Origin of the sequence: Nonomuraea sp. NPDC005501 (assembly GCF_040605905.1) — a bacterium.
GTDB lineage: Bacteria > Actinomycetota > Actinomycetes > Streptosporangiales > Streptosporangiaceae > Nonomuraea.
The window spans coordinates 1-11,650 of the sequence record NZ_JBEXDT010000053.1; the positions used below are offsets into that span (position 1 = coordinate 1).

Annotated in this window: 12 protein-coding genes; 6 read left to right on the plus strand and 6 right to left on the minus strand. The window is 72.1% G+C overall.

Annotation, left to right across the window (positions count from 1 at the left end; genetic code table 11):
- Positions 1 to 634: 634 nt before the first annotated feature.
- The gene (locus ABZS51_RS24405) at positions 635 to 1,270 is read left to right on the plus strand and encodes a sigma-70 family RNA polymerase sigma factor (RefSeq protein ID WP_310708553.1); all 636 of its coding nucleotides are present in this window, start codon (positions 635 to 637) and stop codon (positions 1,268 to 1,270) included.
- Positions 1,267 to 1,512, plus strand: coding sequence for a hypothetical protein (locus tag ABZS51_RS24410; RefSeq protein ID WP_355445120.1), 246 nt, complete (start codon positions 1,267 to 1,269; stop codon positions 1,510 to 1,512). The genes ABZS51_RS24405 and ABZS51_RS24410 overlap by 4 nt, the downstream gene beginning before the upstream one ends.
- Here the strand turns inward: ABZS51_RS24410 and ABZS51_RS24415 are convergent.
- Positions 1,473 to 1,850, minus strand: a complete 378-nt coding sequence (locus ABZS51_RS24415; protein ID WP_175587859.1) for a DUF5319 domain-containing protein — start codon at positions 1,848 to 1,850, stop codon at positions 1,473 to 1,475. The genes ABZS51_RS24410 and ABZS51_RS24415 overlap by 40 nt on opposite strands.
- 36 nt (positions 1,851 to 1,886) lie before the next feature.
- Positions 1,887 to 2,915 carry a LuxR C-terminal-related transcriptional regulator gene (locus tag ABZS51_RS24420; protein WP_310708470.1) on the minus strand — a complete coding sequence of 343 codons (1,029 nt, stop codon included), beginning with the start codon at positions 2,913 to 2,915 and terminating at the stop codon, positions 1,887 to 1,889.
- A gap of 419 nt (positions 2,916 to 3,334) precedes the next feature.
- On the opposite strand from ABZS51_RS24420, the gene guaB reads away from it, so the two are divergent.
- Both guaB and ABZS51_RS24430 read left to right on the plus strand, forming a co-directional pair.
- Positions 3,335 to 4,816: an IMP dehydrogenase gene (guaB, locus tag ABZS51_RS24425; RefSeq protein ID WP_355445123.1), complete on the plus strand. Its 1,482-nt coding sequence runs from the start codon at positions 3,335 to 3,337 to the stop codon at positions 4,814 to 4,816.
- A 3-nt stretch (positions 4,817 to 4,819) separates the two neighbouring features.
- Positions 4,820 to 5,941, plus strand: coding sequence for a GuaB3 family IMP dehydrogenase-related protein (locus tag ABZS51_RS24430; RefSeq protein ID WP_355445126.1), 1,122 nt, complete (start codon positions 4,820 to 4,822; stop codon positions 5,939 to 5,941).
- A 65-nt stretch (positions 5,942 to 6,006) separates the two neighbouring features.
- Here the strand turns inward: ABZS51_RS24430 and ABZS51_RS24435 are convergent, their stop codons facing one another.
- Positions 6,007 to 6,492, minus strand: a complete 486-nt coding sequence (locus tag ABZS51_RS24435) for a pyridoxamine 5'-phosphate oxidase family protein (protein WP_355445129.1) — start codon at positions 6,490 to 6,492, stop codon at positions 6,007 to 6,009.
- An 11-nt stretch (positions 6,493 to 6,503) separates the two neighbouring features.
- Entirely contained in the window at positions 6,504 to 7,937 is a 1,434-nt protein-coding gene (locus ABZS51_RS24440) for an MFS transporter (RefSeq protein ID WP_355445132.1), read from the minus strand.
- A gap of 164 nt (positions 7,938 to 8,101) precedes the next feature.
- Here ABZS51_RS24440 and ABZS51_RS24445 point away from each other — a divergent pair, with 164 nt between their 5' ends.
- Complete coding sequence (locus ABZS51_RS24445; RefSeq protein WP_355445135.1) at positions 8,102 to 9,316, plus strand: alpha/beta hydrolase; 1,215 nt, start codon at positions 8,102 to 8,104, stop codon at positions 9,314 to 9,316.
- A gap of 10 nt (positions 9,317 to 9,326) precedes the next feature.
- Here ABZS51_RS24445 and ABZS51_RS24450 read toward each other — a convergent pair whose 3' ends face one another.
- Complete coding sequence (locus ABZS51_RS24450; RefSeq protein WP_355445138.1) at positions 9,327 to 9,893, minus strand: hypothetical protein; 567 nt, start codon at positions 9,891 to 9,893, stop codon at positions 9,327 to 9,329.
- A gap of 104 nt (positions 9,894 to 9,997) precedes the next feature.
- Between ABZS51_RS24450 and ABZS51_RS24455 the strand changes: the two genes are divergently transcribed.
- Positions 9,998 to 10,771, plus strand: a complete 774-nt coding sequence (locus tag ABZS51_RS24455; RefSeq protein WP_355445141.1) for an aminoglycoside phosphotransferase family protein — start codon at positions 9,998 to 10,000, stop codon at positions 10,769 to 10,771.
- A gap of 9 nt (positions 10,772 to 10,780) precedes the next feature.
- On the opposite strand, the gene ABZS51_RS24460 is transcribed toward ABZS51_RS24455, so the two are convergent.
- Positions 10,781 to 11,605: a class II fructose-bisphosphate aldolase gene (locus tag ABZS51_RS24460; RefSeq protein ID WP_355445144.1), complete on the minus strand. Its 825-nt coding sequence runs from the start codon at positions 11,603 to 11,605 to the stop codon at positions 10,781 to 10,783.
- Positions 11,606 to 11,650 lie beyond the last annotated feature (45 nt).

The following is an 11,650-nucleotide window of genomic DNA, read 5'->3' on the forward strand; positions in this document are numbered from 1 at the left end:
GCCCGCCCCCACTCCCGGGGGCGGGCCGTTCGCGTGCCCGGCCTCCCGCGCGGGCTGCGGGTGCCCGGCCTATGGCGGGGGTGGGGTGTGCGGGTGCCGGGCCCCCGGCGGGGCGGGGTGTGCGAATGTGCGGCCTATGGCGGGGGTGGGGGTTGCGGGTGCCCGGCCTCTGGCGGGATGGGCCTGCGTGTCCGGGCCTCCCGGGGTGAGGTCGTGCTGGGCTCTCCTGTGGGAGGCGGCCGGCGGCCGGACGGGCGAGGCGCCCGGTTGACTCGTCCGGATAAGGCGGCTGATGAGATGTGACGTGGTACCAATAGATACAACGCACGCGCGCCGCCACGTACCTGAAAATAGTGACTTATCGCGGTAAACCAAAGGTGCCGGCAAAGCGTCGTGTGCCTGACATGTTCTCGCCTCGGTGCGTTGTCTGAGCCGTGTTGTCGCACCTGTTGTGGCACCGTGCTGTCCGGGCTGCACCGCTGACAAATTCCGCGCATTTCGCCTTATGGGGTGAAATATTCCTCCAGTGCGAAAGCCTTACTGTCGTCATTCGATCACGGGCCGTCGCCGTCTCTTCAATGTGACCAATCCGTAGCCGTTCGCGATGACGACAGGCCCGATCAGGGCGGGCATCATGCCTAACGTGAGCGAGGGAAGCGTCGCCGACGCCAAAATTGGGGTAAGGCTCGCGTCGAGACTTCCGGCACGGACGGATGACTCCGACCTTAGGGAACTGACCAGTCTCGCCGTGCAGGGAGATCGCGGTGCGATCGAATCCCTGCTCGCCGAGTTGCGTCCGATGGTGGTGCGCTATTGTCGCGCCAGGCTGGGCAGGGTTTCAGGGCAATATCACATTGCCGATGACGTGGCCCAGGAGGTGTGCATCGCGGTGCTGTCCGCGCTCCCGCGCTACCGCGACATGGGCCGTCCGTTCGCCTCGTTCGTCTTCGGCATCGCCTCGCACAAGGTGGCCGACGCGCTGCGCAGCTCCGTGCGTTCGGCCGTGCCGACGCAGGACCTGCCCGACGGGCCCGACGACGGACCGGGGCCCGAGGAGACCGTGGTCCGCTACATCGAGGTCGAGCACGCCCGCCGGCTGCTCGCCAGGCTGCCCGACAACCAGCGTGAGTTGCTGCTGTTGCGGGTGGTGTCGGGGCTGTCTGCCGAGGAGACCGGTAATGTACTGGGCATGTCACCAGGTGCGGTCCGGGTCGCCCAGCACCGGGCGCTCGCGAGGTTGCGGCAGATGGCCGAGCTGGAGTCGGCTTGACGCAGGAGTGCGCTGCGGCCGGACCGGCTCCCGGCTCCGTCGCGGCTCCGGAGGACGGGAGCGACGCGCTGCTCGATGCCCTCGCCCGTGGGGAGCCGCCCCCTCATGACGATCCCGCCGCGCGGCTGCTGGCCGTCCTGCGGGCCGACACCTACGACGACGAGGACGGTGGCGCCCCTGAGGGCGGTGCGGGGCCCGTCGGTCAGCGGCGTTCCTCGGTGTCGATGACGCCGTCGACGTAGCCCCTGGCGTACTCCCATGTGACGTAGTCGGCCGGGTCGGGGTGGAAGGCGGGCTCGTGCACCTGTGGCCGGCCCTTCTCGATCATCTGGCGTAGGTTGCCGCGCAGCAGGTCCCAGTCGAAGAAGTGCTGCTCGCCGCATTCTGGGCAGTCGAGTACCAGGCCGAGCACCCCCTGCGGCTCCAGCAGGGAGCGGAACACCTCCACGTCGGCGAGGTCCGTGATGGCCTCGTCGCGCTCGGCGGCCGTGAGCGGCTCGGCGTCGTCGAGCTCACCCATCGCGGCGGAGGGGTCGTTCGGATCGTCCGCGAACGGGTCGCGGGGGACGTCTTCCAGCACCTTCCCACCATATGACCGATGCGGCCCCAGTGGTGGTCACCGGTCGTCAGTGGCCTGGCCAAGCCATCCGCGCCGGGCGGCCTCCACACCCGCGTGGAAGCGGGACTGCGCGCCCAGCCGCGTCATCGCGTCGGCGAATCTGGCGCGCACGGTGCGGACGGAGACGCCGAGGTGCCGGGCGATCGACTCGTCGCACATGCCCTGGGCGGCCAGCCGGATCACCTGGACGGTGCCGTCGGAGCGGTGGCCCCACGGCATGGGAACGGATCGGCCCCACCACTCCTCGAACAGCGACGTGAGCACGCCCACGACGATCGGCGTGCGTAACAGGTAGAAGTTGTAGGCGTGGTCGGGCAGGTTGCCGCCCCACAGCGCGGGCAGGCCGGCGGCCTCGTCGCCGGCGGTCATGAACCAGCTCGGCACCCGGTCGAGCGTGCGGACCCCGCCGCCGGTCTCCAGCAGGCGGCCGAGCCGGTCGCGTACGCCGGGCATGGCCAGGGTCTCGACGGGGACGACGGCGCGCACGGTGAGCAGGCCGCGCTGCTGCGCGTCGATCCAGGGATCGGCGAACTTCCGTGCGAAGTCGCTCATGGTGCGCTCGTCCGGGATGGCGGTGAGCACCGTCATCGGCGGCGACTGCACGGCCATGCCGACCACGCTCTCGTACAGCACGTCCGCCCCGCTGACCAGCTCCACCGGGAACGGCCCGCTCTGGTAGTCGCGTCCCGCGTCGTAGTCGCGGATGAGGCCGCGGATCGACCCGAGGGCCGAGTCGATGCGCCTGCTCTCCTCGGCGAGCCGGTCGAGCCGCTGCGCGATCAGCCGCCCGAGCGCGCCCGCCGGGTGACGGGCCAGGTACTCGCCCGAGTGCTCGTCGACCACGCCCAGCCGTACGAGGTCGTCGAGCTGCCTGCCGACCTTGTCGCACGGCCCGCCCATCGCCTCCGCCAGCTCCGTGAGCGTGGCGCGGTGCAGGCGCAGCACCGCCGTGTAGAGGGCCGACTGAGCGGGGTCGAGGCCCAGCGCCGCGAGGGGATCGGGCACGTCGGGTGACTCGTTGCGCATGGCGGATGGCTCCGTACGGGGGACCGGGGGTGCCGCGAGGATAACGCGGCATCGGCGCCATGTCCGCCTCCTTGCGCGGGATGACGCGGCATCGGTGCAACTTCGTGCAATTGCACGTTTGCACATTGCGGCGTGCCGCTGGGTGACGCAGGCTTGACAGAGAGTCGGCGGACCAGCGGGCCGCGGAGCGCAGGCCATCAGGGCACGGAGGGGGGTCCGGTGGCGCGACGCGCGCTCCGGCCCGGGCCGCCGGTGGCCGGGGGACGGGACGGATCACCGACCGTCCCGTCCCCCGGCCCTTTTTCGATGCCGGGAGTACGACGGGCCGTGGGGGTCATCGTCCTCCCGGCATCCTTCCTGTTTGGACGCAGGCCCTAGACTTGTCCCCATCACGCGCAACGGCAGGAGGGGGCCGCAGCATGTCCAAGTTCACCGAGGTGGGTCTTACCTTCGACGACGTGCTGCTCGTGCCGGGTTATTCGGATCTCCAGCCGGGTGAGGCCGACACCAGTTCGCGGTTGTCACGCAACATCACGCTGTCCATCCCGCTGGTCTCGGCGGCCATGGACACGGTCACCGAGGCCCGCATGGCGGTCGCCATGGCCCGGCAGGGCGGCATCGGCGTCCTCCATCGCAACCTGGCGGCCGAGGAGCAGGCCCAGCAGGCCGACCTGGTCAAACGGTCCGAGGCCGGCATGGTGACCAATCCGGTGACCTGCACCCCCGACCACACGCTGGCCGACGTCGAGCGGCTGTGCGCCACGTACCGGATCTCCGGCGTGCCCGTCACCGACCGCGACGGCATCCTCGTCGGCATCGTGACCAACCGCGACATGCGGTTCGAGACCGACCAGGCGCGCCCGGTGCGCGAGGTGATGACCTCGATGCCGCTGGTCACCGCCCCGGTCGGCGTCTCCCGCGACGACGCGTTCGCCCTTCTCCGGCAGAACAAGATCGAGAAGCTGCCCCTCGTCGACCCCGACGGCCGGCTGCGCGGCCTCATCACGGTCAAGGACTTCACCAAGAGCGAGCAGTACCCCCTGGCCACCAAGGACGCCGACGGCAGGCTCGTGGTCGGCGCGGCGGTGGGCGTCGGCGGCGACGCCGAGGTGCGAGCCAAGGCGCTCATCGAGGCGGGCGTCGACGTCATCGTGGTCGACGTCGCGCACGGCCACTCCAAGGGTCTGGCCGACATGGTCGCCAAGGTCAAGGCCAACAGCAGGGTCGACGTCATCGCCGGCAACGTCGCGACGAGGGCCGGCGCCCAGATGCTGGTCGACGCGGGCGCTGACGCCGTCAAGGTGGGCGTCGGGCCGGGCTCCATCTGCACCACGCGGGTCGTCGCCGGGGTCGGCGCGCCGCAGGTGACCGCGATCCACCAGGCGGCGCTGGCCTGCGGCCCCGCCGGGGTGCCGGTCATCGGCGACGGCGGCCTGCAGTACTCCGGCGACATCGTCAAGGCGATCGCCGCGGGCGCCGACACGGTCATGCTCGGCTCGCTGCTCGCCGGCTGCGAGGAGTCGCCGGGTGAGCTGATCTTCATCAACGGCAAGCAGTTCAAGTCGTACCGGGGCATGGGCTCGCTCGGCGCGGTCCGCAACCGCGAGCGCGGCGGCACCTCCTTCAGCAAGGACCGCTACGCCCAGGCGGAGGTCGGCGGCGAGGACAAGTACATCCCCGAGGGCATCGAGGGCCAGGTCCCGTTCCGCGGCCCGGTCGCCGCGGTGGCGCACCAGCTCATCGGCGGCCTGCGGCAGGGCATGTGGTACGCGGGGTGCCGCACGATCGGGCAGATGCACACCGACTGCCAGCTGATGCCGATCACCGCGGCGGGCCTCAAGGAGAGCCACCCGCACGACATCCAGATGACCGTCGAAGCTCCGAACTATCACAGAAGGTAATCCATGACTCAGCAGGTGGAGATCGGCCGGGGGAAGACGGGACGCCGGGCGTACGCGCTCGACGAGATCGGCCTCGTTCCCTCGCGGCGCACGCGTGACCCGGAGGAGGTCTCGATCGCCTGGCAGATCGACGCCTACCGGTTCGAGCTGCCCGTCGTGGTCGCCCCCATGGACAGCGTGGTGTCGCCCGCCACCGCGATCGAGATCGGCCGGCTCGGCGGCCTGGCCCCGCTCGACCTCGAAGGGTTGTGGACGCGCTACGAGGACCCGGCGCCGCTGCTGGAGGAGTGCTCCGGGCTGGACGCCGAGGCGGCGACCAAGAGGCTGCAGGAGATCTACACGGCGCCGATCAAGGAAGAGCTGATCGGCCGGCGCATCGAGGAGATCCGCGCCTCCGGCGTGACGACGGCCGTGCGGCTCTCGCCGCAGCGCACCGTCCAGTACCACAAGGCCGTGATCGACGCGGGCGTCGACATCTTCGTCATCCGCGGCACCACGGTCTCCGCCGAGCACGTGTCGGGCCGGGCCGAGCCGCTCAACCTCAAGCAGTTCATCTACGAGCTGGACGTGCCGGTCATCGTGGGCGGTTGCGCCACGTACACGGCCGCGCTGCACCTCATGCGCACGGGCGCGGCGGGCGTGCTCGTCGGGTTCGGCGGCGGCGCCTCGCACACCACGCGCAACGTGCTGGGCGTGGCCGTGCCGATGGCCACCGCCGTCTCCGACGTCGCCGCGGCCCGCCGCGACTACCTCGACGAGTCGGGCGGCCGCTACGTGCACGTGATCGCCGACGGCGGCATGGGCACCTCGGGCGACATCGCCAAGGCCATCGCCTGCGGCGCCGACGCCGTCATGGTCGGCTCGCCGCTGGCCCGCGCCTCCGAGGCGCCCGGCCACGGCTACCACTGGGGCTCGGAGGCGCACCACCCCGACCTGCCGCGCGGTCGCCGCGTCAGGTTCGACACGGTGGGCACGTTGGAGCAGATCCTGCACGGGCCGTCGAGTGTCGCCGACGGGTCGATGAACCTCATGGGCGCGCTCAAGCGGACGATGGCGTCGACGGGCTACTCCGACATCAAGGAGTTCCAGCGCGTCGAGGTGGTCGTCGCCCCGATCCAGCCCTGACGCGTCCGCCGTCCCCGCCGGTTCACCTGCCGGGCGGTCCTCCCAGGGTGGCCTGACCGGTCACGTCATCCCGGGAGGTCGTCCCGCCAGATCACGCTGTGCAGGTCGGTGCCCCGGATGACCTGGACCCGCCACGGCGTCAGCCGCAGCACATGGAGCTTCGGGTCGTCGACGCCCTTCCAGAAGGCGCCCAGGTCGTAGCCGGCGCCCGGCGGGCTGCCGTTGGCGTACAGGTCCCAGACGTGGCGGCCGATCTCCCTGTCGACGACCCACTCGGCGACGGCGTCGATGCTCACCGCGTTCTGGCGGGGACTCCAGTACGAGAACGTGGTGTGCGGGTTGCCCGCCAGGTGGGCGGCCTTGACGGGCGTCCGGTACGTGGCCAGCCAGCCGAGCGGGCGGCCGTCCACCACCTCCCAGACGGGGATGAGCACCCGGGCCCGGGGCCGTCCCCTGGCGTCCACGGTGGTCATCGTGGCGTAGACGATGTCGCCGATGTAGGCGTTGAACCGGGGCTCGATCGCCGCGAACGACCGCGTCCTGGAGGCCATCGCCATCCTCCTCAGGCCGATGCCCGCGCGGGGGCGGGCTCGGCGGTCTCGGGCGCGGGCCGGCGGGCGCCGCGCAGGCCGAAGGCGGTGACCAGGACGGCCAGCACCGCGGCGGCCACGGGGACGACGAGGGCCGCGCGGATCGCGTCGAGCCTGGCCTCGGGGCCGGTGGCGTCGCCGAGCGCGGCGACGCTCACGGCGGTGACGGCCGCCAGCCCCAGCGCGGTGCCGAACTGGAAGGCGGTGTAGAGCAGGCCGCCGGCCAGGCCGTGCTCGTGCTCGTCCACGCCCTCCGTGGCGGCCATGGTCAGCGGCCCGTACGCCAGGGAGAACGACAGCCCGAGCAGCAGCATGGTCGGGAACATGGCGGCGTACGTCCAGTCGTTCCCGACCGGCAGGAACAGCGCGTACGCGACGGCGGCCAGCGCCAGCCCGCCGAACAGCACCCGCGCGTTGCCGAACCTGTTGACCAGCCACGGTGTCACGGTCGGGGCCAGGACGGTGTCGATGCCGATCACCAGCATGGCGAGGCCGGTCTGGATGGTGCTCCAGCCGCGCACTTCCTGGAGGTAGAGGGTGGCCAGGAACTGGAAACCGGCGAACGAGGCGAGGAAGAGCAGCGCTCCGAGGTTGGCGCGGACGAGCGGCGCCGACCGCAGGATGCCGAGCCGCACCAGGGGGTCGGCCGAACGCCGCTCGATCACGACGAACGCCGCCAGCAGCGCCAGTCCCGCCGCGAACGCCGCGACGGTGCCCCACAGCCCCTGGCCGGGATGCTCCAGCCGGATCACCCCGTAGACCAGCAGCAGCATCGACCCGGTGATGGTGAACGCGCCGGCCAGGTCGAAGCCGCCCCGCTGCCGCTCGCGCGAGTCCTTGACCAGCGGGACGGCCGCCGCCAGGATCAGCGTGGACAGGACGACCGGGGCGAAGAACACCCACCGCCAGCCGAGCGCGGCCAGCAGCCCGCCGGCGACCAGGCCGAGGGAGAAGCCACCCGCGGCGATGCCCGCGTACACGCCGAGTGCCTTGGTGCGCCGGGGGCCCTCGGGGAAGTTGCCGGTGAGCAGCGCCAGCCCGGCGGGCGCCATGAACGCGGCCGCCACCCCTGTGACGAACCTGGCGACCAGCAGCGTCCATCCCTCGGTGGCCAGGCCGCCCAGCCCCGAGAACGCCAGGAAGACCGTGAGCCAGGTCAGGAACATCCGGCGCCGGCCCAGCAGGTCGGCGGCCCGCCCGCCGAGCAGCATGAACCCGCCGTAGCCCAGCACGTACGCGGAGACGACGCCGCTGAGCACCTCCGTGGACAGGCCGAGGTCGGCCCGGATCGCGGGCAGCGCCACGTTGAGCATGGCCACGTCGATGCCTTCGAGGAAGACGGCGCCGGCGAGGACGAGCAGGACGCCCCAGGAGCGCGCGTCCATGCGTTCGGTGGATGAGGACATGAGAGCCTTCCGCATTTTTGGTTCTTTCTGGTAACTAGGAGCATCTTTCGTCACCGGCGGCATGCAGGGAAGACGGCACTTTCACCTCACTCGGTTACCGCGAAGTCACCGCCTCCGTCCTGCTTATGTGCTGCGTATATACACCGGGTATATACACTGTGGTCATGAACACGTCTCGCATGTCCGGCTTGGCGGCCGGGGTTCTGATCCTGGTGACGTCCGCCTGCCTGACGTCCCCCGCGAACGCGGCACCGTCAACGACCGCGGCACCGTCAACGACCGCGGCCACGCCGGCGACCGGCGTCCGGGCGGTCACGCCCGCCCTGCCGAAGCCGACCGGGTCGCACGCGGTCGGCACCACGTCCCTGTACCTGAAGGACACCTCGCGCCCCGATCCCTGGGTCCCCACGGCGAAGGCCAGGGAGCTCATGGTGTCGCTGTGGTATCCGGCCGCGTCGCCGGGCAAGCGGCGGGCGCCGTACATGACGGCGAAGGAGTCCGAGGCCCTGCTGAAGGACGGCGGGATCACCGGCGTGCCCCTGGACGCGCTGAGCAGGACGCGCACCAACGCCTTCACCGACGCCCGGCCCGCGCGGCGCGGCCACGGCCTGCCCCTCGTCGTCCTCTCGCCGGGCTTCACCAAGCCCCGCGCCACGCTCACCGGCCTGGCCGAGGACCTGGCCAGCAGGGGCTACGCGGTCGCCGCGATCGACCACACGTACGAGAACGTCGCCACGACCTTCCCCGACGGGCGGGTCACCACCTGCGTCGCCTGTGAGGGCGACCACGACCCGGCGTTCTGGCAGAAGCTGGGCAAGGGTCGGGCGGCCGACGTCTCCTTCGTGCTCGACGAGCTGACCGGGAAGGGCGGCAAGCTCGCCGCCCTCGTCGACCCGTCCAGGATCGCGATGGCCGGGCACTCCGCCGGCGGGGCGAGCACCCTCGACGCGATGGTGCGGGACTCCCGGCTGCGCGCCGGTATCGACATCGACGGCACCACGGAGGGCCCGATCCCGGAGGGCGGGCTGTCGCGCCCGTTCCTGTTCCTGGGCAAGCCGGCGACGTACACGCCGGGATCCGGCGGCCCCGCCGCCTCCTGGGAGAACGACTGGAAGCTGCTCACCGGGTGGAAGCGCTGGCTGCTGGTGACGGGGACGGTGCACGAGTCCTTCACCGACGTCGGGCTGCTGGCCGACCAGTTCGGCATCGAGATCGGAGCCAAGCTGTCGGGGGCCCGCTCGATGAAGGTCACGCGCGCCTACGTCGGGGCCTTCTTCGACCGTCACCTGCGCGGCGAGCGGGAGCCCCTGCTCGACAAGGCGTCGGCGCGCTACCCCGAGGTCAAGTTCTGCGCCCCCGAGACGAAGACCTGTTCCTGAGGGTCCGGGCTCATTCGAGGTTGGTGTGGCGTGATCGCGACATCTCCGCCGACTCCGACCGGTGTGCCCGGACCCGGTTGGTGATCAGGTCGGCCAGGACGAAGAGGGCGATCTCGTAGGCGCTCCCCATGGGCAGCACGGCCGTCGAGTCACGGTCGTCGGCCATGGTCTGGGCCCTGATCCGGACGACGCGATCCGCCCGGCCGGCGGGCGGGTTCCGCGGCTGGGCCGTCAGGTACAGCACGCGGGCGCCCGCCCGCACGGCCACGCCGGCCAGCGCCTCCACCGTGGACAGCCGGCCGGGGCCGCAGGACAGGACGACCACGTCCCCCTTCCCCACGGCCGGGCAGGTCATCTCGCCGGCGTAGTGAGCGTCGAGCCCGGCGTGGAACAGCCGCATCACCAGCCCGCGCAGCGCCAGGCCCTCCCGGCCGGGCGCGTAGCAGGCGATCCGGCGCGCCGCGAGCAGCTCCCCGGCGATCGCGTCGAGCTCGGCCTCCGGCACGCTCCCCACCGCGGCGGCGATCTCGTCCACGGCGCGCGCGGCGTCCCCGGGAGGCCGGTCGTACGTCGTCATGGCGCCCTCCTCGCTCGGCCCCCTCCTCCAGTCTCCCCGGCCCCGGTCTCCCGTCGAGCTCCGGGCGGCCCGCCGCGAGCGGCTCCGTCGCCTAACATCCGGGTGTGGCGGATCTTCAGTGGACACATCAGGTGGAGCTGCTGGGTGACCGGGTCGTCAAGCGGTACACCGGCGACGACCGGGAGGCGGGGGAGCGGGAGTGGCGGGCGCTGACGCTGCTGGCCGAGCACGCGCCGGGGCTGGCGCCGGCGCCGATCGCGTTCGACGGCTCGGTGACGATGTCGCGCCTCGCCGGGATTCCGCTGCGGTCGGTGCCGGACGCCGGGGCGTACGCGGGGCACCTGGCGCGGGCCGCGGACCGGCTGCACGCGGCGGTGCCGCGCGACGTGCTCGCCCGCCTGCCCGAACGTCCCTGGCACCTCGCCCCGCTCGCCGCCCAGGTGCGGGAGTGGTGCGCCCGCTGGACCCCTCGCGAGCCGCTCGCCGATCAGGCCGTCCGCGAGGGAGCGCGGTGGCTGGAGCGGTGGCGCCCCGGCGAGGAGGGCGTGACGCCGGTGTTCGGCGCGGGCGACGGCAACCTGGCGAACTTCCTGTGGGACGGTGTCCGGGTGCGGATCGTCGACTTCGAGGAGTCGGGGCGGAGCGACCGCGCCTTCGAGCTGTCCGAGATCTCCCAGCACGTGTCGATGTGGGTGGACGGTGAGGTGGACGTCCTGGCCCACGTCGAGCTGTCCCCGGCCGAGGAGCGGCGCCTGGCCGGGTGCCGGCGGTTGCACGCGCTGATGTGGCTGTTCCTGCTGTCCCCCGAGGGGCCGCGCAACCCGCCCGGCACGTTCCGGCGGCAGGCCGGGCGGGTGCTGCGCTGCTTGGGCGGCTGAGCCGCCGGGTCACTCGCCGAGGACGCCCAGCAGGTGGATGACCTCGCGGGTGACCGCGTCGCGGCCCGCCCGCACGTACTTGCGGGGGTCCACGACCTTCGCGTCGTGCGTCAGGTGGTCGCGGATGGCGCCGGTGAACGCCTTGTTCAGGTGCGTCGCGATGTTGATCTTCTTCATGCCCTGTCGTACGGCGGCCTGGAGGGTGTCGTCGGGCACCCCCGACGAGCCGTGCAGGACCAGCGGCACCGGCACCGCGTCGCGCAGCTCGGCGATGAGGTCCAGGTCGAGCACGGCGTCCTTGGTGGTCATGGCGTGGGAGGTGCCCACGGCCACGGCCAGGGCGTCCACGCCGGTGCGCGCCACGTAGTCCACGGCCTCGTGCGGCTTGGTGCGGGCGCCCGGGGCGTGGACGCCGTCCTTGCCTCCGACCTCGCCCAGCTCGGCCTCCACCCACACGCCGCGCTCGTGGCACCAGGCGGCGACGGCGGCGGTGGCGGCCACGTTCTCCTCGTCGGGCAGCGCCGAGGCGTCGAACATCACCGACCCGATGCCCAGCTCCACCGCCTCCTCGACCAGTGCCCGGTCGGTGGCGTGGTCGAGGTGGACGGACACCGGCACGGCGGCGCGGCGGGCGACCGCGAGCGAGGCCAGCGCGATGGGCTCCAGGGCGCCGTGGTAGCGGACGCAGTTCTCGCTGATCTGGAGCACCACGGGCAGGCCGAGGGCCTCGGCTCCGGCGACGATCGCGGTGGCGTGTTCGAGCTGGATGACGTTGAAGGCACCCACCCCCGCGGCGGACGCGTGGACGATGTCGCCGGTGGTGGCGAGAGGCATGGCGGGCTCCTCCTGGATCAGGCTCAGGTGATCTCGACGGTTCAG